Source organism: Deinococcus taeanensis, from assembly GCF_020229735.1.
GTDB lineage: Bacteria > Deinococcota > Deinococci > Deinococcales > Deinococcaceae > Deinococcus > Deinococcus taeanensis.
Genome location: NZ_CP083458.1, coordinates 49044 through 74962, shown reverse-complemented (window position 1 = coordinate 74962; position 25919 = coordinate 49044). Strand labels below are relative to the sequence as shown.

Here is a 25919-nt window from a genome sequence, read left to right as displayed (position 1 = left end):
GGGGTGGGGCGGCGCCGCGCGGGGTGGGGCGTCGGTTCAGAGTTTCTTGCCGCTGAAGGTCATCTTCCCGATGATGCTCTTCGCTTTCGCCGCGACGTTCTCCGGCAGCTTGGCGTAGTCCAGGGGCTCGTTGTACTGCTGGCCCGCCGTGACCACCCACGTCAGGAGTTTTTTCAGCGCGGCCGCCTGGGCCTGCGTCCGGCCCGCGTAGCTCTGCTCCTTGTAGAAGATCAGGTACGTGAAGCTCGCGATGGGGTACGCGTCGGGGTTGGCGCTGTTCGTGAGGCTGACGCGGGTGTCGGCGGGAATAACAACTCCTTTGGCGGCCAGGGAGGCGGGGCCGTTGTCGGCCAGCACGAACTTCCCGGCGCGGTTCTGCACACTGCCGAACGGCAGTTTGTTCTGCCTGGCGTACACGAGTTCCACGTACCCGATCGCGCCGGGCGTGCTCTTCACGACGCCGGCCACGCCGTCGTTGCCTTTGGCGCCTGTCCCGACGGGCCACTGGAGGCTGTTGCCCACGCCCACCCTGGACTTCCACTCGCCGCTGACCTTGCTGAGGTAATCGCTGAAAACGAACGTGGTGCCGGACCCGTCGCTGCGGCGGGCAACCGTGATGGGCAGGGGGGGAAGGCTCACGCCGGGGTTCAGGGCGGTGATGGCCTTGTCGTTCCAGGTTTTGATCTTCCCGAGGTACATATCGGCCAGGACCTTCCCGGTGAATTTGAGCGGCGCGGTTACGCCGGGCACGTTGTAGGCGGGCACCACGGCGCCGATGGCCGTGGGAATGTGCAGCAGCGCGCCGGGGGCGTCCTTCATGGCTTCGTCGCTCATGGGGTTGTCGCTGCCGGCGAAATCGACGGTGCGTTCCGTGATCTGCTTCTGGCCGGCGCCACTGCCCACTGACTGGTAGTTCACGCTGACACCGGTGTCCCCCTTGTACTCGGCGAACATCTTGCTGTACAGCGGGTAGGGAAAGCTGGCCCCGGCGCCGGTCAGGTTGCTCTGCGCGGCGGCAGTGGTCACGGCGAGGGCGGCAGCGAGGGTGAAAAGCTTCTTCATGGACGGCAGTGTGCGGCGCGATTGTCAGCGGCGCGTCACGCCCGACGTCCGCGGGGCGACCAGGACTTCGGCGCCGGGGCCCAGGGCTCAGGTCAGGGTCAGTGGGAAGCGGGAACGGCCGACGTTGAGCGGTCTCTCCGGCGCTCCAGGACCCGCGGCCCCCTCCACACGCCAGGCCCGGCGGCAGGACGCAGCACGTTATGTCCGGCGCGCGGTTCTGCCGGGCCGCTCAGGGCGCCTGGTGGGCCGCCGGCACGTTCACCCGCGGGATTTAAGCTCAGCTTCCCGCTCGCGGCGGCGCTGAAGGGTGTCCCGGTAGTCCACCTGCCCGGTCAGGAACAGCAGGACGGTGAAGGCGACGATTCCTCCGATAATCACCGGGCCGCGCCCCAGGATCACGCCCAGGAACGTTACGCCCAGGGCAATGGATGTCAGGATCATCAGGATTTCTGTGGGTCGGTGTCTCATGATTCTCCCCGGCCAGACCGGAGCCGCGCGGCTTCTCTGGCGCCCTGGGGGGCCTGCTGCGCGGCCCACTGTGCGGCGGCTTCCACATCGTACGCCACCCGCCGGAACGTGACGCTCCACGCGCCGCGCCCACGTTCGAGCAGGGTCCAGCGGGCCTGGGGGCAGCCGTCCTTCTGGCGGGAGACCGCGCCGGCATTGACGACGGTCACGGCACCGATCTGCCGCACGTGTTCCAGGTGCGAGTGGCCCACAATCACCACCTGCGCGGCGCCCGCCGTTCCCAGGCGGTTGCGGACCAGTTCATCGGTCGCCCAGCCGGTTTCGTCCCGCAGCAGGGCAGCCCAGGGGGACACCGGCGTTCCGTGCGCCGCCAGGACTTCCCCACCGGCGAGCGTGAGCGCCGTGGGCAGCCGCGCGAGGGCCGCTCCGGCCCCGGGGGGAAGCACGCCATGCAGCCACGTCAGCATGTCCCGTTTCCGCGTGGTGTCCGTGAGCGGCTCGCCCAGCCGCTCGTCGGTGTTCCCGCGGACTTCCAGCACGCCGTACCTCGCCCGGAGGTGCTGCTGAACCTGCCAGGCGCCGGCTGGATCCGCCCCGCCGTGCACCTGATCACCCAGGTTCACCCAGACGTCCGGCCGGTGCCGCTCGATGTCTGCGCTGACCGCTTCCAGCGCGAAGCGGTTGCCGTGCACGTCCCCGAACACCGCGACCCTCATGCGCGCACCGCAGAGCGGCCAAGCGGCGGCCCGGCGCAGGAGTCGGCCGCTGGGGCAGTGCCGGACCGTGGCAGGGACACGGCGCCCGCGACACGCCCCGAGTACAGACGGGCATCGGAACCCCAGGCCGGCAATGCGGTCATCGGGCGTTTCGGTCCGGAACGAATTCCTGGGCGCGCTCTGGAGACGTGCCGAGCGGCTGAGCGGGCGTAAGCAGACGGTTGGCGGCGGCGGCCAGCGCCGCGCCCAGCAGCGGCGCGGCCCAGTACACCCAGTGGGCAGTCCAGACGCCGCTCGCCAGGGCCGGCCCGAAGGACCGGGCGGGGTTCATGCTGGCGCCGGTGATAGGCCCGGCCATGGCGGCTTCCAGGGCCACGACGCCCCCGACCACCCACGGCAGGCCGGAGCGCAGCGCGATGAGCAGCAGGAAGAACGTCAGGAGGGTTTCCAGCGCGAACGCCTGAAGCAGGCTCCCTGCCGGAACCGTGGCGCCCAGGTCGCCGGTCAGGCCGAACAGGCCCAGCAGGACCGACGCGGCCAGCACCGCTCCGGTCAGCTGGGCCGCGACGTAGGGCAGAACCTGCGCCCGGGGGAAGCGCCCGGCGAGGGTGAGCGCGACGGTGGCGGCCGGGTTGATGTGCGCGCCGCTGACCGGTGCCAGCGCGGCAATCACTGCCGTGACCGTCAGGCCGAACACCAGCGCGACGCCCAGGTGCCCCAGCGCGCCCGTCTGCGCCTGCACAACGGCCGCGCCCGGGCCGAAAAACACCAGGGCGAAGGTGCCGAGCAGTTCGGCGGTCAGCGCGCGGCGCAGGGAGGCGGGCACGTTCAGGCGACCGTGACGGCGGGGCTGTCCGCGTAGGTGGGTGGCACGGGGGTGCCGGTGCCGAGCGCCTGGACGAACGCCTCGAAGAGGGTCCGCTGCTGGTCACGGACGGCGCGCCAGCGGTTCAGGCTGCCGCCGGAGGGGTCCACGAACGGGTAGTGCAGGCGCGTGGTGCGGCCCGGGTAGACCGGGCAGGTTTCAGCCGCGCTGTCGCAGACCGTGATCACGTAATCGAAGTTCTGCGGGTCGGGCACGTCGTGCAGGGTCTTGCTGGTGTGGGCGCTCAGGTCAAGGCCGAGTTCGGCCATCACGGTCCGGGCGTCGTCTTTCACGCGGGTGGCTTCGGTGCCGGCCGAGTGAACGTCCAGGGGAACGCGCAGCCGTCGGGCCGCGTCGCGGGTGAGGGCTTCGGCCATCTGGCTGCGGGCACTGTTGTGCGTGCAGAGAATCAGGACGCGGATCATGGGTTCAGCATATGGATTTAATTTGATGCGTCAAGGCGGCGGGTGAGACAAACACGTCGGTCAGCAGTGCGCCGCCCAGGCTGAACAGCCGCTCCTGACACAGCGTGTAGTAGATGTTCTTGCCGCGTTGCTCCGCCTGCACCAGCCCCGCGTCCCGGAGAACTGCCAGGTGGTAGGACACTTTCGACTGCGGCAGCGCGAGCAGCAGTTCGAGGTCGCACACGCACCGTTCTCCCTGTGCCAGCAGCCGCACGAGTTCATACCGGATTTCGTGCGACAGGGCCTTGAGCTGCGCCAGCACCGGGGTTGAAGGCAGAAGCGTCATGCCGTCATGGTACGGCCTTCATCAGGTTCAACCGGTGCGTCCGGGCGGGCGGCGGAATCACCGTCCCCGCTGCCCGCCCTGCCGCCGGGCTCAGTACGGCCCGCTGCCGGGTCCGTCCGGCGCCGCCTGGGCGCAGAACCGTGAGGCGAGGTCGCGCGTGGCCCGCGCGAGCAGGGAGGTGTCCACGCCTACTGCCACGAAGGTGCATCCCGCCTGCAGGTACAGGTCAGCCTGGGCCTCGGTGCACAGGATGCCCGCGGCGCGGCCAGCCGCCGTGATGCGGGTCACGGCGTTCAGGATGGCGCCCTGAACCTCCGGGTGCCCGGGATTCCCGCGGTGCCCCAGGCTGGCCGACAGGTCGGCCGGGCCGATGAACACGCCGTCCACGCCGTCCACGGTGAGAATGTCATCCAGCGCGGCCAGTCCGGCGGCGCTTTCCACCTGGACGAGCAGACACACCTGCTCGTCGGCGTGATGCACGTAGTCGGCCGCAGCGTTCCAGCGGGACGCTCGGGCAATGGCGCTGCCCACCCCCCGCACGCCGCGCGGCGGGTAATGGGTGGCGGCCACGAGGTCGCGGGCCTGCGCGGCCGTTTCGACCATGGGAATCAGCAGGGTCTGCACGCCCAGGTCCAGGTACTGCTTGATCAGGTGGGTGTGCCCTATGGGGGGCCGCACGACCGGCGTGACCGGGTACGCCGCGAGTGCCTGCAGGATGCTGAGGGTGCTGCGCACGTCGTTCGGGGCGTGCTCGCCGTCGATCAGCAGCCAGTGCAGGCCGGCGCCCGCCACGATTTCCGCGCTGTACGGGTCGCCCAGGGCCAGCCACAGGCCAATCTGCGCCTCGCGGCGCGCCAGGGCCGCCTTGAACGGGTTGTGCAGGTCCGGCGCGGTCATCGGCTGAACCTCAGGGTGACGCTGCCCAGCGGGCCGTAGTCCGCGTGGAACACGTCGCCGGGCGCGGCGTCTACCGGGCGGGTGAACGATCCGGCCAGGACGATCTGTCCGGCCCGCAGGGTCACGCCGTGCGGCGCGAGGCGGTTGGCGAGCCACGCGACGCCTTCGGCCGGGTGGTTCAGGACGCCGGCACTGACGCCGGTTTCTTCAATCACGCCGTTGCGCGCCAGGAGGGCGCCCACCCAGCGGAGGTCCACGTCGGTGGGGCGCACGGGGCGGCCCCCCAGGACGATGCCGGCGTTCGCGGCGTTGTCGCTGATGGTGTCCGTGACCTTGCGGGTGGCGCCGGTCTCGCGGTCCACGCGCTCGATGCGCGCGTCGATGATCTCCGCGGCGGGCACCACCCAGCGCGTGGCGTCCAGCACGTCCGTGACCGTGACGTCCGGGCCGCGCAGGTCCTGCCCGAGGATAAAGGCCAGTTCCACTTCCACGCGCGGCACGATGAAGCGCTCACTGGGGATGGGCTGCAGTTCGCTGAACACCATATCGTCGAGCAGCGTGCCGTAATCGGGTTCATTGATGTTCACGGCCTGCTGCATGGCGCGGGAGGTCAGGCCGATCTTGTGGCCGATCACGCGCCGGCCCAGCGTGAGCTTGTGGGTGACCCAGGCGTCCTGCACGCGGTAGGCGTCGGCAATGCTGAATTCCGGGTACTGGCCGGACAGCTGCCGCAGCGGCGCGCGCGTCTGTTCGGCGTGGTGCAGGCGCCGGGCGCCGTCCTGCACCTGCGCGTCGGTCAGGGCGGTCACGCTCGCTCCTGGCGGTAGCGGGCGTGAATGTTGTTGTGCTTGAAGGTGCCGGCGCCGCTGAATTCAGTGATGTCCAGGGACAGCGCAAGGAACCGCGTTCCGAAGTCGGCCTCAAAATGCGCTTTGAGCACCCCGAACAGGGCTTCTCCGGTGTCGCGCTTCACCGCGTCGCTGCGGCCCGCAGCGATCTTCAGGGTGACGTGCACGAACGCGTCGTCGTGCGTGCCGTCCGCGACCAGGTACTCGGTCAGGCGCACGGCGCGGGCGCGGATGCCGCCGGGCGGGTACACGTCTTGGCGCGCGAGCAGCACGCCGTTCAGGGCGCGCAGCAGCGCCGGCATGCGCGGGTCCGGGAGGTTATCGGTGTACTCCACGATCAGGTGCGGCATTATACCCGCGCTCCTTCCTGCGCGGTCAGCGGTTCGGCGGTCTCCGACTCCCACTGCACGTCGTTTTCCAGGGCGCCCAGCCCGTCGATCTCGAGGCGCATCACGTCGCCGGGTTTCACGTGTGACACGCCCTTGGGGGTCCCGGTCAGGATGACGTCCCCGGCCTGCAGGGTCATGAAACGGCTCATGAACTCGATCAGTTCCGGCCCGCGCAGGATCATGTCCCGCGTGTTGCCTTCCTGCCGCAGTTCCCCGTTCACGAACGCCCGGAGGCCCAGGTTGTCCGGGTCGGGCACCTCATCGGCCGACACGAGGTACGGCCCCAGGGGACCGAAGGTATCCCAGCCCTTGGCGCGCATCGGCGGGCGGTAGTAGTTGCTCACGTAATCGCGCACGACGAGGTCGTTGGCGATGGTGTACCCGCCAATGTAGTCCAGCGCGTCCCTGGCCTTGACGCGCCGGGCGTCCCGGCCGATCACGACGCCGAGTTCCACCTCGTAGTGCATGAACTGCGCGCCGCGCGGATACTCGACGGTGCCGCGGTGCGGCAGCAGACTGGTGTTGGGCTTGAGGAACATCACGGGTTCCTCGGGCGTTTTGAAGCCCAGTTCGGCGTTGTGGTCGGCGTAGTTCAGGGCCAGTGCGATGACCTTACCCGGCGTGACGGGCAGCAGGAACTGCACCTCATCCGGGTGGTGGCCCTCGCCGGCGGCGTCGATGAGGAGCCCGTCGCGCAGCACCCCGCGGTGCTGGCGGCCACGGGCGATGAAATTGGCGGTTTTCATGGGTGGAACCTCACTGTGAAACGGCTGAGCGTGAAGGGCGCGCCTGGGCCCGAGCGGCGGGGCGAGCGTCCTTCACCCGGAAGGTTAGATCACGTGAACGGGCAGGCCCTGCAGCTCACTCTCGCGCGGCTGCACCCAGCCGCCCCCGTAGGCTTCGAGCAGCGAGCCTTCCTCAAACCAGCTTTTTGGCGTCCTGGCGCCCCACAGCGTCTGGCGGCGCGGGTCGTTCAGGTGCCAGCGGATCGGTTCGAAGTCCGGGTCGACCGTGAGGTAGTCGCTGGTGTACAGCTCGATGCGGTGGCCGTCCGGGTCGCGGATGTACAGGAAAAAGGCGTTGCTGATGCCGTGCCGGCCCGGGCCGCGTTCGATGTGCTCGGGCATGCGCGCCCCGGCGAGAATGTCGCAGGTGCGGATGATGCTCTGCATGTCCGGCATCCAGTACGCGAAGTGGTGCAGCCGGGGCCCGGCGCCGTTCGTGAGCGCCAGGTCGTGCACGCTGCCGCGGCGCTGAATCCACGCCGCCCAGATGCGGCCGTGATCGTCCTCGGTGTACTCGCTGAGGCGGAACCCCAGGTGATCCATGTACCAGCGCATCACGCTCTGTACGTCCGGCGTCATGACGTTGATGTGGTCGATGCGTTGCAGGCCCGCGCCGCGGTGCAGGTGGTACTCCTGCAGCAGCCAGGGGTGTTTGACGGACTCCGCGTAGAACGCGACGGGCACGCCGTAGGGGTCCTGAAAGCGCAGCAGGCGCGGACGGTCGACTTCGGTCTCCCAGCGGTAGGGAAGGCCCTGGGTGTCCAGGAACGCTGTGAGGGCGTCCAGGTCGGCGGGCGTGCCCACGCGGTACGCGAGGTGCTTGACACCCGCTTCGGGCGCAAGTTCGAGTTTCAGGGTCCATTCGCGGTCCTCGTTGGCGCGCAGGTACAGCGCGCCCTCGGTTTCGTGCAGGACGTTCAGGCCCAGCAGGTCCACGTAGAAGTGGCGGGACGCGGCGAGGTCGGTGACGTAGAAGATGCCGTGGGCAATCCGGATGGTGTTGGGGACGGTCATCATCAGTCCGCCGCGACCTGCCGGGTCTGTGCCAGGAACTGCCGGATCCGTGTGACGTACGGGGCCTTGTCGTAGACCTCGTACAGGGCGCTGTGCATGCGGATGGGGTCGCCGAAGAAGTGCTTCTCGTAGAGGTTCTGCCGCGCGCCAAAGGCACTCAGGGTGAGGTCCCAGGCCAGCCGGAAGAGTTTCAGGCGGTCCTCAGCGCTGGCGTTCGTGGCCTGCAGGTGCTTCTCGATGAAGGCGCCCAGGGGCCCCTCGCGGTCGGCCCGGCCCGGCATCATGATGATGCCCGACGCGCCGAGCAGCTGAATAATCTCGTTCAGGCGCGGGTAGATCGCCGGGTAGTAGTTGCGCGCGGCGTCCAGCGGCCCGCGGGCGGGCGTCATCACGCCGTACGCGTTCAGTGAGGCACCCTCGACCGCCGCGACCTGCAGGGCCTTCATGATTTCCAGCGTCACGATGATCTCGCTGACCTTGCTCTGCACGTGCTGGAACTGGCCGCTGCCGACCGTGTCGACGATGGCCTGCGCGACCCCCAGGAACGCCTCGGTCTTGCTGACCTTCTGGTTCACGACCTGGTACGCCATGTGCAGCACCGCGTCCGTTTTGGCGTACGCCTGATTGGCGAGGGTCATGTCGTACATCAGGAACACCCGTTCCCAGGGCACCAGGACGTCGTCGAAGATCACGAAGGCGTCCTGCTCGTCGAAGCGGCTCGACAGCGGGTGGTCCTCCACGTCGCGGCCCAGGTCGAAGGGTTCACGGCACTGGAAGTACAGACCCGGCGTGTCGGTCGGCAGGCCGAAGCCGATCGCGTAGCGGCTGCGGTCACCGTTCTCCTTGATGACCGTGGAGGGAAAAATCAGAATCTCGTCGGCGATCGGGAGTGTGGCGAGCATCCGCGCGCCGCGCACGATCACGCCCGCCCCGGTTTCCTCCACGATGCCCATAGCGATGTAGGGGTCCGGCAGTTCAGACGCCTGCTTGCTGCGGTTCACCTGCGGGTTCGTCAGGGCGTGCGTGAGGCACAGGTCGTGGTCCCGGACATACTCGAAGTAGCGGCGCATGTTCTCACTGAAGTTGCGCCCCGATCCGGGCTCACCGCTGCTTTCGCACTGGTCGAAGTACGCGCTGGCCATGCCGGCGGCCATGACGTTGGTGTTCATGTAGTCCGGCGCGCGGCCCAGGGTGCCGAGCGAGTAGTCGGCGCGCAGCCGGTGTGCCTCGCCGATCTTGCGCAGGTCGTCCTTCGTGCGGGGCACCAGGAAGGCCGTGGCGTGCCGCTCGCCGTTCTCTTCGAAGGTCAGCAGGTCCCGGTAGCGGGGATCGTGCTGCAGGTCGTACAGGTCCGCGAGCGAATGGGCGATGTTGCGGGTGGCGGGGTGCGTGGTGGGGTCGGTCACAGGCGCGCCGTCCACGTACAGGTTCGGGGGGTTGTGCCTCAGGCGGTCGAGGAACTGCTGTCCGGTGCGGGCCATGTCACTGCTCCTTCGGGTCGGGCCGGGGCAGGCCGAGCTGCTGCGCGCGGTGCCCGTTGAGGTTGATGGCGACGTTTTTGGTTTCCATGTAGAAGTCAAAGGAGTAGTCCCCGCCGTCGCGGCCGATGCCGCTGGCTTTCATGCCGCCGAACGGGGTGGGCAGGTGGCGGACGTTTTCGCTGTTCACCCAGATCATGCCGCTGTCCAGGCCGTGCGCGAAGGTGTGGGCGCGCGTGAGATCGTTCGTCCAGAGGTACGCCGCCAGACCGTAGGGCACGTCGTTGGCCATGCGCAGGGCGTCCTCGTCCGTGTCGAAGGGGATCACGGTCAGGACCGGGCCGAAGATCTCCTCCTGCGCAATGCGCATGTCGTTGCGGGCGTTCGTGAACAGCGTGGGGCGCACGTAGTTGCCGGTGTCGCCGATGCGTTCGCCGCCCACGCGGATGGTGGCGCCGTCCTCACGGGCCGCATCGAAGTAGGAGCAGACCTTCTCGAACTGCCGCGGGTGAATCAGCGGCCCGACCTCCGTGGCGGGGTCGAGGGGATCACCCACGCGGATGTGCGCCACACGCTCGGCAAGGCGGTCCACGAAGGCGTCGTGCACGCTGCGCTGCACCAGCAGGCGGCTGGAGGACGTGCAGCGCTGGCCGTTCAGGGAGTAGATCATGAACACGGCGGCGTCGAGCGCGCGGTCCAGGTCGGCGTCGTCGAACACCACGACCGGGTTCTTCCCGCCAAGCTCCAGGTGCACGCGTTTAAGGGTGTCGGCGCCCTGTTTCTGGATCAGGCTGCCGGTGCGGCTCTCCCCGATGAACGCGATGGCCCTGATCAGCGGGTGCTCCGTCAGGGCCCGGCCGGCAGACTCGCCGAAACCGTGCACGAGGTTCACCACGCCGGCGGGAAGGCCCGCTTCGTGCATGATCTCCGCGAGGAGGGTGGCGGTTACGGGGCTCCACTCGGCGGGCTTATGCACCACGGTGCACCCGGCCGCGAGCGCCGGCGCGATCTTCCAGGTGGACAGCATGAACGGCGTGTTCCACGGGGTAATCACGCCCACCGGCCCGACGGGCTGCCGGACGGTGTAGTTCAGGAACCCTTCGGTGGGGAGGCTCAGGCCGTCCTGCGCGGCCTCGGCACGGTCCGCGAAGAAGCGGAAATTCTCGGCGGCGCGCGTGGCGGCTGATTTCATGAAGCGGATGGCCTGTCCGGTGTCCACGCTCTCCGCGGTGGCAATTTCAGTGGCGCGCGCCTCGATCAGGTCCGCCACGCGGTACAGCAGCGCCCGGCGCTTCCTGCCGCTCAGGGCGCGCCACGCCGGGAAGGCGTCGTGCGCGGCGCGGGCGGCGCGGTCGATATCGGTGGCGTCCCCGCTGGCGGCCACACCCAGGCGGCGGTTGTCGCTGGGCGCGTGGAAGTCGAAGGTGTCGCCGGAGTGTGACGGCACCCAGTGACCACCGATGAAGTGCAGCAGCGGCGAGCGGAGGCGCCGTTCGAGGCTTTCCAGGGGAGCAGAGACGGGGGGAGTGACGGTCATGAACCCTCCAGGGACGTGGGGGCGGCGGGGCGCCCGGTGCGGTTGAGTTGAGCTTCACTGCAGCGTAGGCCCCGCCGGGCAGCGGCTCAAGCGGCAAATGCACACAAATGACAAGGGCCGTTGTGTGTTTCTACAATGCAGGCGTGACGCCCGACCCTGTCCCTGACGAAACTGCCATGGCGGTGCGGCTGCCTGCCCTGCGGGCCGAACTGGGACTGGCGGCCGGACCGGACGGGGAGGTAACCACCCTGGACGAGGCCGCCCGCGCCCTGCCCGGGGTGTCAGCCGGGGCGCTGCGCGCGGCGTTCCTGCGCCTGAGCGCCGCCCGGCTCCGGCCGCAGCTGCCGGCCCTGCGGGCCCTCTTGCAGGACGCGCAGCGGGCCCTGGACAGCGCGCAACCGGAAGCCGCACTGGCCCGCTGGCTGGCCCAGGTGACCGGTGGGCAGGCCACGGTGCGCTCAAGCTGGGGGGACCTGGTCGCCAGCGAAGGGGACGCGCCGCCCGGCGCCGAGCAGTACGAGGTGCCGCTTGCCTTCGAGCGCCGCCCGGTGGGCACACTGCACCTTCAGGCGGCGCCCGGCTGGGGGGACCTCGCGGCCCTGATCGCGGACCTGCTGCGCCTCGCGCGCCTTCAGGCGGCCGCCGCGGGCGCCGCGCGGCGGCGCGTGGGCGAACGGCAGTTCGAGACCCTGCTGTCCGGCGAGCCCGGCGCGTTTGCGCCCGGCACCCGGGCGGTCCTGGCGGCGCTGCGCCTGACCGGCCCGCCTGCCCGTTCCGCGCGGATGCGTGAAGGCCGCGAGCAGCAGCTGGACGTGCTGTGCAGCGTCGGAGAAGGCTACTTCTACCGCCGGAACCTCACGTGCCTCACGACGGTGCGGGGCGAACTGGCGCTGTGGCTGTGGTTCACGCGTGACCCGCAGGGCGAGGCCGCCGGCCTGCACGCCGCGCTGCTGAACGCCACGCCCCGCGACTTCCGCCTGGGCGTCAGCCAGCCGCACCCGGACGCAGCGCTGGTGCGGCGCGCCCTGCGGCAGGCCGAACAGGCGCTGGACGAGGCGCGCGGAGCGCGCTCCGCCGTGACCTTCGAGCACCTCGACCCGCTGCAGTCGGTGCTGGACAGCGCCGCCCGGCACGCCCTGAGCGAGCAGCTGCGCGCCCGCCTGCTCACGACCGACCCGGACGGCAAGCTGGAACTCACCCTGCGGACCTACCTCGCGCACAGCGGCTCCCTGGCCGAGCTGGCCGGCACCCTCAACGTGCACCTGAACACCCTGCGCTACCGGCTGCGGCGGCTGGAAGGCGTGCTGGGCGGCCCGCTGAGTGATCCGGCCGTCGTGACCCGCGCGTACCTCGCGTTTCACGCGACCGGCACCTCGGGCGCCCTGCGGTCCACGTCCTGAGCGGACCGTTACCGGCTCAGGGAACCCGGCATGGGCCGCAGGCCGGGGGTGCTGTAATGCGTCCTTCGTGCTGTCCCGCTCCGGGGCGGCCCCCAGGAGGCTTGCCCTGACCACATCCACCCCCACCAGAGTGCCCTCGACCGGTTTTTCGGCCTGAGTGCTGCGGGCAGCAGCGTGGCGCAGGAGCTCCGCGCGGGCATCACAACGTTTCTGACCATGAGTTACATCCTGTTCGTGAATCCCCAACTGCTGTCCGCCGCGATTCCCGTGCCGAACGCGTTCGTGCAGCTGCTTATGACCACGGCGATCGCCTCGGCCTTCGGATCGCTCGCCATGGGCCTCGTGGCCCGCTATCCCTTCGCGCAGGCGCCCGGCATGGGCCTGACCGCCTTTTTTGCCTTCACCGTCGTGCAGGGCCTGGGGGTGCCGTGGCAGACGGCGCTGGGGGCGGTGTTCATCTCCGGAGCGCTGCTCAGCGTGCTCGGTGCCCGGCAGGCGACCGTGCGGGCCATTCCGCTGGGCCAGAAATTCACCATCACGGCCGGCATCGGCGTGTTCCTGGCCTTCCTGGGGCTGCGCAGCGCCGGCATCGTGGTCAGCACCCGGCCACCATCGTGGGTCTGGGCCACCTTACGGCGCCCGGCGCCGTCCTGACGGTCGCGGGCGTGCTGATCACGGCCGCGCTGATGGTCCGGCGCGTAAAGGGGGCCGTGCTGTGGGGCATCCTGCTCACCAGCGCCGCGGCGATCGCGCTGCGCCTCCCGGTGTACGCGGGCGGACCGGACGACGCGCTCCAGGCCTTCCCGGGCTTCACCAGGCAGGGGCTGGGCGTGCTGGACAGTCCTGTGTGACCCGCGAGCCTGGTGGGGCAGCTGGACCTCGCGGGCGCCGTGGGCCTCGGCCTGCTGAGCGTGGTGTTCACGTTCTTCTTTGTTGATTTCTTCGACGCGACCGGCACCCTCACCAGCCTGGCGCAGAAAAGCCGCTACCTGGATGAACGCGGTGACATGCCGCGCGCCCGGCGCACCTTCGCCGTGGACGGCCTGGCCGCCATGTTCGGGGCGTTTATGGGCACCAGCACCACCACAGCGTACGTGGAAAGCGCCAGCGGGATCGGCGAGGGGGGCCGCACGGGCCTGACGGCCGTGACGGTCGGCGTCCTGTTCTGCTGAGCATGTTCCTGTGGCCGCTGGCCGCCGCGATTCCCGGCGCAGCCACCGCACCCGCCCTGATTCTGGTCGGCGCCCTGATGATGGACGGCGTGCGCTTTATTGACTGGGAGGACCTCCGCGAGAGTCTGCCGGCCTTCCTGACCATCGTGGCCATGCCGCTGATTTCAGTCTCGCCAACGGCGTGAGTTTTGGCGTGATCACGTACTGCGCCGTGAAGGTGCTCGCCCGGCGCGGCCGGCAGGTGAGCCCGATCCTGTACGGCGTCGCGGCGCTGCTGCCGGCCCGCTACGTTTTCCTGGCCAGCGAGTAGCGGCAGCGGCGGATCCCAGGCGGCCCGGATCCCCGGGCCGCCTCGTGCGTCTGCGCAGGGCAGACCAGCAGACTCAGGGCCAGGAGCCTGACAGGCGGCCGTGCCCCGGGAGGCCTGGCCAGCGCCTGCTGGTCTGCCCGCTGGGCCTGCCCACCGGCGGGCGCCTCAGGGGTGGTCGCTCAGGGCGTGCACTGTCGGGCGCGTCTGCTGGTACAGGTCGCGGTACAGGCTGTACAGCTGGTCGTACCGGGCGCGGTGCGCGGGATTGGGCGTGACCGGCTGGCCGGGGCCCACCCAGGTGGTCAGGTCGTCCCGGGTCAGGACCCCGGCAGCCAGCCCGGCGAGGAAGGCGTCGCCGTAACTCGCCCCGACCGTCACCGGGGGGACGTGCTGGGTCTCGCCGGTGACATCACTGACGATCTGCAGCCAGAGCCGGCCTTTCGTGCCGCCGCCCACGGCCACCACGCGGCGGACGTCGGCACCCAGCGCCGCAAAGGCCTCCAGGTTGTGGCGAATGCCGAACGCCACGCCCTCCAGCGCCGCGCGGAACAGGTGCGCCCGGGTGTGCGAGAGGGTCAGGCCCGCGATGACCCCGCGCGCCTGCGGGTCGTTGATGGGCGTGCGTTCCCCGCTGAAGTACGGCAGGCACAGCAGCCCCTGCGCGCCGGGCGGCAGGTCCCGCGCGGCCGCGAACAGCGCGTCGTAGGCCTGCTCGGTCGGCAGGTCCCGCGCGAACTCGTCGGCCATCCAGCGCGTCAGGCTGCCGGTGGTGCCCATGCCGGCCGCGAGGTTCACCTGCCCGGGAAACGCGCCGCCCACCGACCACACCCGCGGGTCCGGCGTGGCGGCCGCCTGCACCAGCACGAAGAACGTGGTGGAGCCGTACATGAGCATCAGGTCACCCGGGGCCCGCACGCCCACACTGAGCGCCTCGGCCAGGGCGTCCACCGTGCCCACCGCCACGGGCGTGCCGGGGCGCAGGCCGGTCAGGGCGCCGGCTTCGGGCGTGACCTCCCCGGCCCGCTCGTCACTCCACGCCAGGTCCGGCAGCCGGCTCAGGTCCCGGTCGCCGAGCACCGCGGCGCTGAACGCCGGCGACCACTGGCGGGTGCGGGGGTCGTACAGCGGCATGCAGTGCGCGGCGGTGTGGTGGTCCATGACGTGGCGGCCGGTCAGGCGGTAGGTGAGGTAGCTGCTGGCGGTGGTGAGCGTGTGGGTCCGGGCCCAGACGCCGGGTTCGTGCTCGCGCAGCCAGCGGATCTTGGGGCCGGTGGCCTGGCTGGTCAGGGCCATGCCGCTGTGCGCGAAGAGGCGGGCTTCGCCCAGTTCGCGGTTGAGCGCGTCGATCTGCGCCTGGGCGCGGGTGTCCACGCCGTAGAGGATCCCGGGGCGCAGCGGCCGGCCGTGCGAGTCGAGCGGCAGCACGGTCGGCCCGATCGCGCTGCACGCCACCCCCGCCACCCGCGCGGGGTCGACGCCCTGCAGCAGCGTGCGGATCAGCTGCTGCGCGTCGGCCCACCACACGGCGTCGGCGTCCTGTTCCACGTGGCCGTGCTGAGGCACGTGGATGTCATGCGTCCGCGTCACCTGGCGCAGCACCGTGCCGCGCAGGTCGGTCAGGACGCCCTTGCTGGAGTAGGTGCCGACGTCCACCCCGATCAGCAGGTCTCGCGCCGGGTCAGCTGACATCGATCATGACCTTCATGCTGCTGCGCTTCTCGGCGTCCGCGAAGGCAAAGGCGTCCGGGGTCCGCGTGAACGGATACCGGTGGGTCACGAGAGCGTCGAGGTCCACAGCGCCACTCGCGGCCAGCTGCACGGCCGCCGGGTAGCAGTTGGCGTAGCGGAACACCCCGCGCAGGGTCACTTCGCGGCTCGCGGCACTCACGATGTCGAGCGTCACTTCCGGGTCGGGCGGCAGGCCCACCAGTACGGCCACCCCGCCGGGTTTTGGGGCGGCGAGCGTCAGGCGGGTGGTAGGCAGGCTGCCGGCGGTCTCGAAGGCGACGTCCACCCCGGCGTGCGAGGCGGGCAGGCCGCCGTGCGTGAGGTTCCGGATGAAGGCCAGCGGGTCGCCCTGGCGGGCATTGAAGGTGTGCGTGGCGCCGGAACGCCGCGCGAGGTCCAGCCGGAAGTCCTCCAGGTCCACGGCGATGATGGTGGTGGCGCCGGCCGCCCGGGCGGCCATCACGGTGGTGCAACCGATCGGGCCGGCGCCCAGCACCGCGACCGTGTGGCCCGGGCGCACGTCGCCCTTCCGGGCGGCCCACAGGCCCACTGCCAGGGGTTCGAGGAGGGCGGCGGCGTCGTCACTGACCGTGTCCGGCACGGGGAACACGAAGTCGTCGGGCCACAGCACGAACTCGCTCAGGGCGCCGTTCACGGGGGGCGTGGCCATGAAGGTCATGTCCGGGCAGAGGTTGTACGCGCCCTGCTTGCAGTACGCGCAGCGGCGGCAGGGCACGCCGGGTTCCAGGGCCACGCGGTCGCCGGGCTGCACGTGCGTGACGCCGGGGCCGACTGCGTCGACCACGCCGCTCACCTCGTGGCCCAGGACCAGTGGGCCCTGCACCACGAAGGCACCAATGCGGCCGTGCGTGTAGTAGTGCACGTCGCTGCCGCACACCCCGATGCGTTTTACCTGCACGCGCACTTCGCGCGGGCCGGGGGCGGGCACGGCGCGGTCCTCGAAGGACAGGGTGCGGTGCCCGGACAGGACGGACGTTCTTGAGGTCAGGGTCATAGCAGTCCTTTCAGGCCGGTGGAGGCGCGGCGTCACCCGCCGCGCCCGGCGCGGTTCAGGGGGTCGGGACCTACCAGCAGGTGTAGCCGCCGTCGACGACCAGGGCGTGCCCGGTGACGAAACTGGCGGCGTCACTGGCGAGGTACAGCACGGCCGGGGCGATCTCGGCGGGTTCGGCGAGGCGGCCCATCGGGGTTTCCTTCAGCCAGGTCTCGCGCCACTCGGGGGTCTCCAGGCCGCGCTTGGTGAGGGGCGTGGCGGTGTAGCCGGGCGCGACGCAGTTCACGCGCACGCCGCGGGAGGCCCACTCCCCGGCGAGGGAACGGGTGAGGTGAATCACGCCGGCCTTGCTGGCGTTGTACGCCGCCTGCGGCTGCGGGTGATTGCTGATCAGGCCGCTCATGCTGGCGGTGCTGACGATGCTGCCCCGGCCCTGGGCGAGCATGTGCTGTCCGAAGGCCCGGCAGCACCAGAACACCCCGTCGAGGTTCACGCGCATCACGGCCGTCCAGTCGTCATCCGGGGTGTCTTCGGCCGGGGTGTTGCGGACGATTCCGGCGTTGTTCACGAGAATGTCGGCGCCGCCCAGTTTCGCGGCGAGGGCGGTCGCGGCGGCCGGATCGGTGACGTTGAGCGGTTCGAAGGCCGCGCCGATGCTGCGCGCGGCGTCATGGCCCACGTCGGGGTTCAGGTCGGCAATCGTGACGCGCGCGCCGGCTTCGGCGAGCCCGCGGGCAATCTCGAAGCCGATGCCCTGCGCGGCGCCGGTCACGACGGCGTGGCGGCCGTCCAGGCGGAACAGATCAAGGATGCTCATGCGGTCTCCTGGGGGGCGTGGGGGCTGATCAGGACCTTCTGTGCGCCCTGCAGGCCGGGGCGGGCTTTCATGTTGAGGGCGTCCTCCACCCCCGTGAGCGGCAGGCGGTGCGTGATGAGCGGGTCCACGTTCACGCGCCCGGCGCGCAGCCATTCCAGCGCGAGGGGCACGGTCTGGTTGAGCGCGAAGGACCCCAGAACGGTGAGGTCGCGCTGGAACAGGTCGTAGGGGCTCAGGGCGACGGTGGCGCCTTCGGGGGCCACGCCGAACACCAGGACGCTGCCGCCCACGGCGGTCAGGGCGGGAAGGCCCTGCACGACGTCAGGCACCCCAGTCGCTTCGCTCGTCACGTCGAAGCCGTGCGGGAAGAGGTCGAGGAGTTCCTCGCGCAGCGCGGCGTGCGGGGTGAGGGTGTGCGTGGCGCCCAGGGTGCGCGCCAGGGCGAGGCGGCCCTCGACGGGATCCACGACGGTCACGCGGCTGCAGCCGCTCGCCTGGAGGCCCTGCATGAGCAGCAGCCCGATGGCGCCCGCGCCGAACACCAGGGCGGTGCTGCCGGGGCGGGGCCGCAGGCGCTGCATGCCCCACGCCACGCAGCCCAGCGGTTCTGCGAACGCCGCCTGGTCCAGGGTGAGGCCGTGGGCGGGGTACACGTTCGTGGCGGGGCACAGGGTGTGGGTGGCGAAGCCGCCGGGCAGCGTGACCCCGAGCGCCTCGTGGTGCTCGCAGTGCTGGAACAGGCCGCGCTGGCAGGCGTGGCACTGCCCGCAGTACAGGTTGGGGTCCACGGTGACGGGGTCGCCCTCCCGGACGTTCAGCACGCCGGCGCCCACGGCGTCGACGGTGCCGCTGATCTCGTGGCCGGCGACCAGCGGGAACTGCGCGCCGAAATGGCCGTGCAGCAGGTGCAGGTCGGTGCCGCACACGCCGGTGGCGTGAACGCGGATCCGCACCTGGCCGGGGCCGGGGTCAGGGACGGGCAGTTCGCGCTGCTCCACCTGGCCGGGGGCGGTGATCACGGCGGCGGGCATGGTGCGGGTCATTTCACAGCTCCGAAGCTCAGGCCGCGCACCAGTTGACGCTGCGCCACCCAGCCGAAGATCAGGACCGGCAGCACGGTGAGGGTGGCGGCGGCGCTCATCTGCGCCCAGAACAGGCCCTCGCTGGTCTTGAACTGGCTGATGAATACGCTCAGCGGCGCCGCGTCGCTGTTCGTGAGGTTCAGGGCGAAGAACACCTCGTTCCACGCGAAAATCAGGCACAGCAGGGCGGTGGCGGCCATGCCGGGCGTGGAGAGCGGCATGGCAATGCCGAAGAACTCCTGGGCGACGCTGGCGCCGTCCACCTTCGCGGCCTCGTAGATGGCGTAGGGGATCTCGGTCATGTAGGAGTGCATCATCCACACGACCAGCGGGAGGTTCATGGTGGTGTACATCAGGATCAGTCCCGGGAGGGTGTCGAGCAGGTGGAGGTTGCGGAACAGCAGGAACAGCGGCACGATCACGCCGACGGCCGGCATGAATTTCGTGGAGAGCATCCACGTGAGCACGCCCTGCGCGCGCCGGGTGGGGTACACCGCGAGCGCGAAGGCGGCCGGCAGGCCCAGGATGAACGCGAGCACGGTGCTGCCCACTGCGGCCACAAGCGAGTTGCGCAGCGCCGGAAAGTAACTGCCCAGGGCGTGCTGGAAGTTCTCGAAGACGGGCGTGAAGACGAACACGGGCGGAACGGCGAAGGCCTGCGCTTCGGTCTTGAAGGCGGCCATGAACATCCACACCAGCGGGAACAGGAACGCCAGGGCGAGCAGGTAGGTGAGCAGGGTCAGCAGGCCGCCCTGCAGGCGGTGACGGGGCAGGTGGGGTGCGGGCATGGTCAGTCTCCCCGGCCGCTGTGGGTGCGGCTGATGAGTTTCAGCAGGTACACGGCGAGCAGGTTCGTGAGCACCACGGTGATCACGCCTGCGGCGCTGGCGAGGCCGATGTTGTACTCGGCGAAGGCCTTCTGGTAGATGAAGTACGGCAGGTTCGTGGTGGCGATGCCGGGTCCGCCGGACGTGGAGCCGTAGATCTCGCCGTACACCTGCAGCAGCGCGATGGTTTCCATCAGGACCACCACCTGGATCGCCTGCGTCCAGTGGGGCAGCACCACGTACCGGAATTCCTGCCAGGGGCTGGCGCCGTCGAGGCGCGCGGCTTCAAGCTGGTCGTCCGGGAGGCTCTGCAGGCCGGTCAGGAGGATCAGCATGGCGAAGGGCGTCCACTCCCAGGTGATCATGCCGATGACGCTCGCCATGGGGTACTGCGCCAGCCAGTCGACGGGGTGGCCGCCCAGCCGGGTGACGAGCCAGGAGAAGAAGCCGAACACGGGGTTCAGGAGCATGTTCTTCCACACGACGGCCGTGACGACCGGCATGATCAGGAACGACGAGATCAGCAGGGTGCGCAGCAGGGCCCGCCCGGGGAAGTCCCGGTTGAGCAGCAGGGCCAGCGTGGCGCCCAGCAGCAGCGTGAGCAGCAGGGTGCCGCCGGCCAGCACGACGGTGTTGCCGAGGATGTGCAGGTTCTGCGGGTCACTCAGCAGGTTGCGGTAGTTGTCCAGGCCCACGAAGGGCCGCGCGCCGGGAATGGCGAGGTTGTACCGGAAGAAGGAGTAGTACACCGTCATGAAGAACGGCACCTGCGTCGTGAGGATCAGGTACAGCATCGCCGGCCAGATCAGGGCCATGGGCGTCAGGCGCAGTCCGCGTTTGGGTGAGGGGCGTGTACCGGCGTGGGCGGCGGCGGTCGCGGTCATGGGGTCACCTCCTGCGGTGGGACGGGTTGGGGAGGCCGGGCGCGTCGCCGCGGGCCTCCCCGGGTGTGGCGGTGCGGGGCGCCTTACTTCTGATAGCCGCCTTCGCGCGCGGTTTTGGTCGCGGCGTCCTGGGCGAGTTTCAGGGCCTGGTCAACGCTGTACTGGCCGCTCAGGGCGCCGGCGAGGTACTGGCCGACCTGCGTGCCGAGCGCCTGGAATTCAGGAATGGCGACGTACTGGATGCCGGTGTACGGCACGGGGTCCTTGGTGGCCTTGTTCACGTCGGCGCGGTTGATGGCGCTGAGCACCTGGCCGCTGAACGCCCCGGCGGCCTTCTTGTAGTTGGCGTTGCTGTACGTGCTGGTGCGGGTGCCGGGGGGGACGCTGGCCCAGGTGCCCTTGGTTTTGGCGACCAGGGCGATGTACTCCTGGCTGGTGGCCCAGGTGATGAACTTGAAGGCCGCGTCTTCCTGTTTGGTGCTCTTGGGAATGGCGAGGTTCCAGCTCCAGTACCAGTTGCTGCCGCGGGGGGTGGTGCTGGTGGGCGCGGCGGCGAAACCGACGGACTTCGTGATCTTGCTGCTGCTGGGATCGCTGAGGAAGCCGGCGGCGACGGTGGCGTCCACCCACATGCCGCACTTGCCCTGGCTCATCAGGGTGAGGTTCTCGGTAAAGCCGTTGCCGGTGGCGCCGGGAGGGCCGTAGCGTTTGACGAGATTCACGTAGAAGGTCATGGCGTTCTTCCAGGCCGGGCTGTTCAGCTGCGCCTGCCAGCTCGGGTCGAACCAGCGGCCGCCGAAGGTGTTCACCATGGTGGAGAACAGGGCCATGTTCTCGCCCCAGCCGGGCAGGCCGCGCAGGCACACGCCGTACACGCCCTTGGCGGGATTGTGGATCTTGCTGGCGAAGGTCTGCACCTGCGTCCAGGTGGGGTTGGCAGGCATGGTGAGGCCGGCGGCCTTGAAGAGGTCCTTGTTGTAGAAGGTCATGGAGCTCTCGGCGTAGAAGGGCACGGCGTACAGGTTGCCGTTGACGGTGAGGGCCGAGCGGACGCCTGGGAGAATGTCGGCGACGTTGTAGCTCTTGGCCAGGGCGGCGTTCTTGGCGAACAGCGGCGTGAGGGGGGCAAGCCAGCCGTTCTTGGCCCAGATCGGCACTTCGTACGCGCCCACGGTGGCGATGTCGAAGGAGCCGGCGCCGCTGGCGACGTCCAGGGTGATTTTCTGCCGCAGTTCGTTTTCGGGGAGGGTGACCCACTTGACCTGGATGTCCGGGTATTTCTTGTTGAACTCGGGGGTGAGCTTCTGCATGGTGACCATGTCAGGGTTGTTCACGGTAGCGATGGTGATGGTCGCGGCGGTGGCCTGGGTGCTCAGGGCGGCGGTCAGGGCCAGCAGGGCAATTCGGTGCATGGGGTTCCTCCAGGTGAAGCTGCCCGGCGTGGGGCAGTGACGTGGGGCGGCCGCGTCCGGGTCAGCAGCGCGGTTTCAGGTGACGGCTCACCTGAATCAAAGCGAATGGTCTCGTGTCCATTAGTGAACCATACCTCTTTCGATCTGTCTACAGGTGCTACCCCTGGAGGCAACAAGTGAAAATGGTCTCGAGTCCACCCCTTGAGTGCGGAGGGCGCCAGCACCTACAATTCACGCGTGTCTACCATTCAGGACGTCGCCCGCTTGGCCGGCGTCTCCCCCACCACCGCCAAACGCGCCCTGAAAGAGCCCGACAAACTCACGCCGGACACCCTCGCCCGCGTCCAGCAGGCCATCGCGCAGCTGCACTACGAACCCGACCAGCGCGCCGGCAGCCTCCGCGGCGGCCAGAGCACCACCGTCGGCCTGATCGTCGGCAGCATTCTCGAACCTTTCTTCGCGCAGTTCGCCCGCACCACCGCCCACGTCCTGGCCGAAGCCGGCTACACCCTGATCCTCAGCGAGAACGAATACAGCGCCCAGCGCGAACTGCCCGAACTGCGCCGCCTGTACGGTCAGCGCGTCGCGGGCATCATGCTCCGCCCCGGCTACGGGCAGGACAGTCACGAGTACCTCGCCCGGCTCCTCTCGCGCGGCGTCGCCATCACCGAATTCGACTACCGCCCGCCCCACCACGACGCGCCCAGCGTCACCCTCGACAACGCCGGCGCCATGCGCGAGGCCGTGACCCACCTGCACGCCCTGGGCCACCGCCGCATCGCCGCGCTCGGCACGTACCACCCGGTGATTCACCCCGAGGAACGCAGCCGCGCCTTTCCCGACATCATGAACGCCCTGGGCCTCACCGTACCGGCCGAATACCAGCAGATCACACTGCTCACCGAAGACACCGCCTACCGCCTGACCCACGACCTGCTGAACCTGCCCGCGCCCCCCACCGCCCTGATTGCGCTGACCGGCGCGCAGGCGTCCGGCGCGTACCGCGCGCTGCGTGAACGCGGCCTGCGCCTCCCGCATGACCTGAGTCTCGTCACCTTCGACAACTACCCCTGGACGAGCCTCGTGGACCCGCCCATCACCGTCCTCGAACAGCCCGTCGAAGCCATGGCCGAGCAGGCCGCCCGCCAGATGCTCGCGCTGCTCGGCCACGGCGAGCTGCCCGGCCCGCACGTCGTGCTGACGGCCCGCCTGATCCAGCGCGGCAGCACCGCACCCCCGCCGGCACCGGCCATCACACGGGGACCGCCCGGCCCGCCCTGAGAGGCAGACCGGGCGGTGCCACGGACAAATAGCCGACCCTGCTTCAGCCGCGCAGGGCAGCCTGGTTGATGGTGTCGGACAGTTCAGTCAGTTTGGTGTCCGTCTGCTTCTCCTCCACCTCGGTGGCGCGCAGCGTCTCCAGGTGCTGCTGCAACCCCAGGACCTGCGCGTAACGCGCCACCGTGCCGTACCCGGCGATCTCGTAGTGCTCCACGCGCTGCGCGCAGGCGATCAGGCCGGCGTCCTTCACGGCGGGCGGCGCCTGCGTCCCGATCATCTCCGCACCCTCAGCGATCAGGCCCTGCATGGCCTTGCACACGTGACCGCCCGGCGACACACCCAGATCAGCGAAGATGGACTCCAGACGGTTCACCTGCTGCTGGGTCTGCTCCAGGTGCAGGTGAAAACCGGCTTTCAGCTGAGGGTCCGTGGCCGCCGCCTCCATCCTGGGCAGGGCGGTCAGCAGCTGCGTTTCCGCCGAGTGCAGGTCACGAAGCTGCTCAACGTACAGGTCCTTCAGTTCGTTCAACGCGGTCATCTTGCCTCCTTGTTCTGCCGGGTGTTGCGCCGCCATGCTCACGCAGCCCACTGGCGCGGCGGGCCATAAACGCATGAACGACCGTTGGTGACCTCCTCAGGCCGGGAGTGTGACGGACTGAAGTTCACATGAAGGCCCCAGTGTGTGCGCGCCGCAGTGGCCAAGCAAGAACTCTGAAAGGAAGGCGCCGGTACACTCCACCCATGACGAGCGCCCCACTGCCAGAGCAGGAATACGCGCGCCTGCTGGCGCTCGCGCGGTACGACATTCTCGACACCGCCAGCGAGGAGACCTTCGACCGCCTGACCCGCCTGACAGCGCGGACGCTGCGTGTCCCCGGCGTCGCCCTGAACTTCGTGGATCAGGACCGGCAATGGGGGAAATCCTGTTTCGGCGTCTGCGACACCGCCGCCCCGCGTGAAGATTCACTGTGCGCCTGGACCATCCTGGGCGACAGCGTCCTGAGCGTCCCCGACGCCCGGCAGGACCCCAGATTCAGGAACAGCCGCATGGTGCTGGGCGACCCGCAGGTCCGCATGTACGCCGGCGCCCCCCTCATCACGCCAGGCGGGCATAACATCGGTACACTGTGCGTTTTCAGCTCCGAACCCCGCACCCTGGACCCCGAGGACGAAGCGGCCCTTCAGGACCTCGCCGCCCTGGCCGTGGATGAACTCGAACTGCGCCTGCAGGTCCGCACGCTGGAAGGTCACGTGAGCAGCCAGAAGCACCAGCTGCACGACCTGCAGCAGGTCGTGGCGCACGCCGAGGTGCTGGAACACATCAACGCCCTGCTCGACGCCAGCCTCACCCCACAGGAAGTCACCCTGACCGTCGCCGGCGCGCTGGGCGAAGCAGTGTACGCCGACTGGACGGGCCTCATCGCGTTCCAGAACGATCAGATGACCATTCAGGTCGCGCACCACCAGCCCGGCACCAACCCCGCCCTGCTGGACTTTGCCGAGCGCCTGCCCGCCCTGGCGGGCGGGGTCACCCGCAGCCTGCGTCACGTCACGAAAACCACGTACCTCGACGACTACGCCACGCACCCGGGCGCCCTGCCGGACGGCGTGGCCGCAGGACTGAAAGCCGCGGCGTGGGTGCCGCTCGGGCAGCACGGTGACACCACGTACCTCCTGATCGCCGTGCGTGCCGAGCGGGGCAGCCGCGACGCGTGGCGCGCCAGTGACCGCGCCCTGCTGGACGCCGCCGGCCGGAGCGTCCGCGCCGCCCTGGTCCGCCAGACCACCCTTGACGCCAGTCAGCAGGCCGCCCGGCAGGACCCGCTGACCGGCATCCCGAACCGCCGCGCGTTCGACGATGAACTTGCCGCCCGCGTGCAGACCGGCGGGTCCTTCACCCTCGCCCTCATCGACCTGGACGGCTTCAAGCAGGTCAATGACGTGGAAGGGCACGGGCAGGGTGACCGGGTGCTGCAGGTCTTCGCAGCGGCCCTGCACCACGAGATTCGCGAGCACGGCCGCGCCTACCGGTACGGCGGTGACGAGTTCGCCCTGCTGTTGGATTCCCTTAGTGAAGACGACACGCTCGAACACGTGGACATCGCGGTGCTCGCGGCGCGTCAGGTGACGACCGTCTCACTGGGAGCCAGCGTGGGTGTCACGGCCGTCCCGGCAGGCCCCTGCCCGGCCGGCGGTGTGCTGGGCCTGCTTCACCAGACGGACGAAGCGATGTACACCGAGAAACGGCGCCGGCAGGCCCAGAGGTACCACCGGCAGACCGCAGCGCACACGTCCTGACCGGCACCAACTCGGGTAGGGTGCCGTCATGACCGAACCCGCCCTGACGCCCGTAGAAATCGCCGACCTGCTGGACGCCGCGTACCGCGCCGATCACGGCAGCGCCCGGAACGCGCCCATCCCGGAAACGCGGGCGTACTTGGCCGACCTGCTGGGCTGCCACGACGATCTGCGCGCGGCCGTCTGGGCGCTATGGCGCGAGCAGCTTGTGAGTTCCGGAGATGACCTGGGAGCCGCCGAGGACTGGCTGGACGTGGAATTCATCGAGCCGTGCCCGGAAGAGCGGCCCAACCACAGCTGACGCACCTCCTCCCCTGTGCCCCTCAGACATTGAGTTTCCTTTTGCCTGGCCCTTCGGCTGGACGCCTGACGTCAAGCCCGACGGCGGCCCAGTCCGCGCCGCTCGCAGCAGCATACATAGCAGGGTCACGACTTCACCGCCGCGTGGCAGCAGGACTCACCCCTACGGGAACTCAGCTCCCGACCCCTGACGTGCAAGCCAGGCTGGGCGAACTGGTGTGGTGGGCGGTGGCACGCCGCCCCAAGCAGCAGACGGGCACCGGCATCCCATGACCGGCAGCGGTCAGCCCAGCGCCCCGCCATAGACGGGCTCCTGGAATCGATCTGAGCAGGCACGCCAGCGCTCTAAGAAGTCAGAATTCTCCTGATCAGGCAGTGGCCGACGTCCTTCGGGTTGACGTGTCGACGAAACGGTTAACGCGCCTTCGGGAAAAGTAGATTTCAGCTGCGGGGATTTCCGCAGGCGCCTTGAACGGCCGCTCATGGCTGGGGGACGCCCTGCGGGTGAAGCTGGGCAGGGCCTCACCACAGCCGTCGACCCCATCCATTCACGATAAGCAGGGTGCCATGCCCTGGCCTTCCTA

At 69.7% G+C, this 25919-nt stretch carries 25 protein-coding genes and 1 pseudogene; 5 read left to right on the top strand and 21 right to left on the bottom strand.

Going from position 1 to position 25919, the window contains the following annotated elements; translation table 11 throughout:
- Positions 1-36: 36 nt before the first annotated feature.
- The 13 genes from pstS to hpaE form a co-directional block, all read right to left on the bottom strand.
- Positions 37-1062: a phosphate ABC transporter substrate-binding protein PstS gene (pstS, locus tag LAJ19_RS18105; protein WP_225524228.1), complete on the bottom strand. Its 1026-nt coding sequence runs from the start codon at positions 1060-1062 to the stop codon at positions 37-39.
- A gap of 258 nt (positions 1063-1320) precedes the next feature.
- Positions 1321-1530, bottom strand: coding sequence for a hypothetical protein (locus LAJ19_RS18100; RefSeq protein WP_225524227.1), 210 nt, complete (start codon positions 1528-1530; stop codon positions 1321-1323).
- Complete coding sequence (locus LAJ19_RS18095) at positions 1527-2246, bottom strand: metallophosphoesterase family protein (RefSeq protein ID WP_225524226.1); 720 nt, start codon at positions 2244-2246, stop codon at positions 1527-1529. The genes LAJ19_RS18100 and LAJ19_RS18095 overlap by 4 nt, the downstream gene beginning before the upstream one ends.
- Positions 2247-2385: 139 nt before the next feature.
- Positions 2386-3072, bottom strand: a complete 687-nt coding sequence (locus LAJ19_RS18090) for an MIP/aquaporin family protein (RefSeq protein ID WP_225524225.1) — start codon at positions 3070-3072, stop codon at positions 2386-2388.
- 2 nt (positions 3073-3074) lie between these two features.
- Positions 3075-3536, bottom strand: coding sequence for an arsenate reductase ArsC (locus tag LAJ19_RS18085; protein WP_225524224.1), 462 nt, complete (start codon positions 3534-3536; stop codon positions 3075-3077).
- 4 nt (positions 3537-3540) lie between these two features.
- Positions 3541-3861 (bottom strand): ArsR/SmtB family transcription factor, encoded by a 321-nt coding sequence (locus tag LAJ19_RS18080; protein WP_225524223.1) that lies wholly within the window; start codon positions 3859-3861, stop codon positions 3541-3543.
- A gap of 90 nt (positions 3862-3951) precedes the next feature.
- Positions 3952-4758: a 4-hydroxy-2-oxoheptanedioate aldolase gene (gene hpaI / locus LAJ19_RS18075; protein ID WP_225524222.1), complete on the bottom strand. Its 807-nt coding sequence runs from the start codon at positions 4756-4758 to the stop codon at positions 3952-3954.
- Positions 4755-5558: a 2-oxo-hept-4-ene-1,7-dioate hydratase gene (gene hpaH, locus LAJ19_RS18070; protein WP_225524367.1), complete on the bottom strand. Its 804-nt coding sequence runs from the start codon at positions 5556-5558 to the stop codon at positions 4755-4757. The genes hpaI and hpaH overlap by 4 nt, the downstream gene beginning before the upstream one ends.
- A 5-nt stretch (positions 5559-5563) precedes the next feature.
- Complete coding sequence (locus tag LAJ19_RS18065) at positions 5564-5956, bottom strand: 5-carboxymethyl-2-hydroxymuconate Delta-isomerase (RefSeq protein ID WP_225524221.1); 393 nt, start codon at positions 5954-5956, stop codon at positions 5564-5566.
- Positions 5956-6741, bottom strand: coding sequence for a fumarylacetoacetate hydrolase family protein (locus LAJ19_RS18060; RefSeq protein ID WP_225524220.1), 786 nt, complete (start codon positions 6739-6741; stop codon positions 5956-5958). Before LAJ19_RS18060 ends, LAJ19_RS18065 begins: the two co-directional genes overlap by 1 nt.
- Before the next feature lie 84 nt (positions 6742-6825).
- Positions 6826-7797: a 3,4-dihydroxyphenylacetate 2,3-dioxygenase gene (gene hpaD, locus LAJ19_RS18055; RefSeq protein WP_432804260.1), complete on the bottom strand. Its 972-nt coding sequence runs from the start codon at positions 7795-7797 to the stop codon at positions 6826-6828.
- A complete protein-coding gene (gene hpaB / locus LAJ19_RS18050) occupies positions 7797-9275 on the bottom strand; it encodes a 4-hydroxyphenylacetate 3-monooxygenase, oxygenase component (protein WP_225524219.1) in 1479 nt (492 codons plus the stop codon). Before hpaB ends, hpaD begins: the two co-directional genes overlap by 1 nt.
- Before the next feature lies 1 nt (position 9276).
- Positions 9277-10809 (bottom strand): 5-carboxymethyl-2-hydroxymuconate semialdehyde dehydrogenase, encoded by a 1533-nt coding sequence (hpaE, locus tag LAJ19_RS18045; RefSeq protein WP_225524218.1) that lies wholly within the window; start codon positions 10807-10809, stop codon positions 9277-9279.
- 143 nt (positions 10810-10952) lie between these two features.
- On the opposite strand from hpaE, the gene LAJ19_RS18040 reads away from it, so the two are divergent.
- Positions 10953-12209 carry a helix-turn-helix domain-containing protein gene (locus LAJ19_RS18040; protein WP_225524217.1) on the top strand — a complete coding sequence of 419 codons (1257 nt, stop codon included), beginning with the start codon at positions 10953-10955 and terminating at the stop codon, positions 12207-12209.
- A gap of 174 nt (positions 12210-12383) precedes the next feature.
- Positions 12384-13691 (top strand): annotated as a pseudogene (locus LAJ19_RS22190) (NCS2 family permease).
- Positions 13692-13856: 165 nt separating this feature from the next.
- On the opposite strand, the gene LAJ19_RS18030 reads toward LAJ19_RS22190, so the two are convergent.
- From LAJ19_RS18030 to LAJ19_RS18000, 7 genes are all read right to left on the bottom strand, one after another.
- Complete coding sequence (locus LAJ19_RS18030) at positions 13857-15380, bottom strand: FGGY-family carbohydrate kinase (RefSeq protein WP_225524216.1); 1524 nt, start codon at positions 15378-15380, stop codon at positions 13857-13859.
- Complete coding sequence (locus LAJ19_RS18025; RefSeq protein ID WP_225524215.1) at positions 15370-16434, bottom strand: NAD(P)-dependent alcohol dehydrogenase; 1065 nt, start codon at positions 16432-16434, stop codon at positions 15370-15372. Before LAJ19_RS18025 ends, LAJ19_RS18030 begins: the two co-directional genes overlap by 11 nt.
- A 70-nt stretch (positions 16435-16504) precedes the next feature.
- A complete protein-coding gene (locus tag LAJ19_RS18020) occupies positions 16505-17251 on the bottom strand; it encodes a glucose 1-dehydrogenase (protein WP_225524214.1) in 747 nt (248 codons plus the stop codon).
- Entirely contained in the window at positions 17248-18294 is a 1047-nt protein-coding gene (locus LAJ19_RS18015; RefSeq protein ID WP_225524213.1) for a zinc-dependent alcohol dehydrogenase family protein, read from the bottom strand. Before LAJ19_RS18015 ends, LAJ19_RS18020 begins: the two co-directional genes overlap by 4 nt.
- Positions 18291-19121, bottom strand: coding sequence for a carbohydrate ABC transporter permease (locus LAJ19_RS18010; RefSeq protein WP_225524212.1), 831 nt, complete (start codon positions 19119-19121; stop codon positions 18291-18293). Before LAJ19_RS18010 ends, LAJ19_RS18015 begins: the two co-directional genes overlap by 4 nt.
- 2 nt (positions 19122-19123) lie before the next feature.
- Positions 19124-20044: a carbohydrate ABC transporter permease gene (locus LAJ19_RS18005; protein WP_225524211.1), complete on the bottom strand. Its 921-nt coding sequence runs from the start codon at positions 20042-20044 to the stop codon at positions 19124-19126.
- 83 nt (positions 20045-20127) lie between these two features.
- Positions 20128-21456, bottom strand: coding sequence for an ABC transporter substrate-binding protein (locus LAJ19_RS18000; protein ID WP_225524210.1), 1329 nt, complete (start codon positions 21454-21456; stop codon positions 20128-20130).
- A gap of 237 nt (positions 21457-21693) precedes the next feature.
- Here LAJ19_RS18000 and LAJ19_RS17995 point away from each other — a divergent pair, with 237 nt between their 5' ends.
- The gene (locus tag LAJ19_RS17995) at positions 21694-22737 is read left to right on the top strand and encodes a LacI family DNA-binding transcriptional regulator (protein WP_225524209.1); all 1044 of its coding nucleotides are present in this window, start codon (positions 21694-21696) and stop codon (positions 22735-22737) included.
- Between the two features lie 43 nt (positions 22738-22780).
- Here the strand turns inward: LAJ19_RS17995 and LAJ19_RS17990 are convergent, their stop codons facing one another.
- Complete coding sequence (locus tag LAJ19_RS17990; protein ID WP_225524208.1) at positions 22781-23275, bottom strand: YciE/YciF ferroxidase family protein; 495 nt, start codon at positions 23273-23275, stop codon at positions 22781-22783.
- 203 nt (positions 23276-23478) lie between these two features.
- Between LAJ19_RS17990 and LAJ19_RS17985 the strand changes: the two genes are divergently transcribed.
- Both LAJ19_RS17985 and LAJ19_RS17980 read left to right on the top strand, forming a co-directional pair.
- Complete coding sequence (locus tag LAJ19_RS17985; RefSeq protein WP_225524207.1) at positions 23479-25035, top strand: sensor domain-containing diguanylate cyclase; 1557 nt, start codon at positions 23479-23481, stop codon at positions 25033-25035.
- Positions 25036-25063: 28 nt separating this feature from the next.
- The gene (locus LAJ19_RS17980) at positions 25064-25336 is read left to right on the top strand and encodes a hypothetical protein (RefSeq protein WP_225524206.1); all 273 of its coding nucleotides are present in this window, start codon (positions 25064-25066) and stop codon (positions 25334-25336) included.
- Positions 25337-25919 lie beyond the last annotated feature (583 nt).

Coding starts and splice junctions, on each gene's coding strand:
- LAJ19_RS18010 (WP_225524212.1), bottom strand. CDS start 19,121: ATGCCCGCACCCCACCTGCCCCGTCACCGCCTGCAGGGCGGCCTGCTG.
- hpaE (WP_225524218.1), bottom strand. CDS start 10,809: ATGACCGTCACTCCCCCCGTCTCTGCTCCCCTGGAAAGCCTCGAACGG.
- LAJ19_RS18020 (WP_225524214.1), bottom strand. CDS start 17,251: ATGAGCATCCTTGATCTGTTCCGCCTGGACGGCCGCCACGCCGTCGTG.
- pstS (WP_225524228.1), bottom strand. CDS start 1,062: ATGAAGAAGCTTTTCACCCTCGCTGCCGCCCTCGCCGTGACCACTGCC.
- LAJ19_RS18080 (WP_225524223.1), bottom strand. CDS start 3,861: ATGACGCTTCTGCCTTCAACCCCGGTGCTGGCGCAGCTCAAGGCCCTG.
- hpaB (WP_225524219.1), bottom strand. CDS start 9,275: ATGGCCCGCACCGGACAGCAGTTCCTCGACCGCCTGAGGCACAACCCC.
- LAJ19_RS18005 (WP_225524211.1), bottom strand. CDS start 20,044: ATGACCGCGACCGCCGCCGCCCACGCCGGTACACGCCCCTCACCCAAA.
- LAJ19_RS18060 (WP_225524220.1), bottom strand. CDS start 6,741: ATGAAAACCGCCAATTTCATCGCCCGTGGCCGCCAGCACCGCGGGGTG.
- LAJ19_RS17990 (WP_225524208.1), bottom strand. CDS start 23,275: ATGACCGCGTTGAACGAACTGAAGGACCTGTACGTTGAGCAGCTTCGT.
- LAJ19_RS18025 (WP_225524215.1), bottom strand. CDS start 16,434: ATGACCCTGACCTCAAGAACGTCCGTCCTGTCCGGGCACCGCACCCTG.
- LAJ19_RS18030 (WP_225524216.1), bottom strand. CDS start 15,380: ATGTCAGCTGACCCGGCGCGAGACCTGCTGATCGGGGTGGACGTCGGC.
- LAJ19_RS18100 (WP_225524227.1), bottom strand. CDS start 1,530: ATGAGACACCGACCCACAGAAATCCTGATGATCCTGACATCCATTGCC.
- hpaD (WP_432804260.1), bottom strand. CDS start 7,797: ATGATGACCGTCCCCAACACCATCCGGATTGCCCACGGCATCTTCTAC.
- LAJ19_RS18065 (WP_225524221.1), bottom strand. CDS start 5,956: ATGCCGCACCTGATCGTGGAGTACACCGATAACCTCCCGGACCCGCGC.
- hpaI (WP_225524222.1), bottom strand. CDS start 4,758: ATGACCGCGCCGGACCTGCACAACCCGTTCAAGGCGGCCCTGGCGCGC.
- LAJ19_RS18015 (WP_225524213.1), bottom strand. CDS start 18,294: ATGACCCGCACCATGCCCGCCGCCGTGATCACCGCCCCCGGCCAGGTG.
- LAJ19_RS17980 (WP_225524206.1), top strand. CDS start 25,064: ATGACCGAACCCGCCCTGACGCCCGTAGAAATCGCCGACCTGCTGGAC.
- LAJ19_RS17985 (WP_225524207.1), top strand. CDS start 23,479: ATGACGAGCGCCCCACTGCCAGAGCAGGAATACGCGCGCCTGCTGGCG.
- LAJ19_RS18095 (WP_225524226.1), bottom strand. CDS start 2,246: ATGAGGGTCGCGGTGTTCGGGGACGTGCACGGCAACCGCTTCGCGCTG.
- LAJ19_RS18085 (WP_225524224.1), bottom strand. CDS start 3,536: ATGATCCGCGTCCTGATTCTCTGCACGCACAACAGTGCCCGCAGCCAG.
- LAJ19_RS18000 (WP_225524210.1), bottom strand. CDS start 21,456: ATGCACCGAATTGCCCTGCTGGCCCTGACCGCCGCCCTGAGCACCCAG.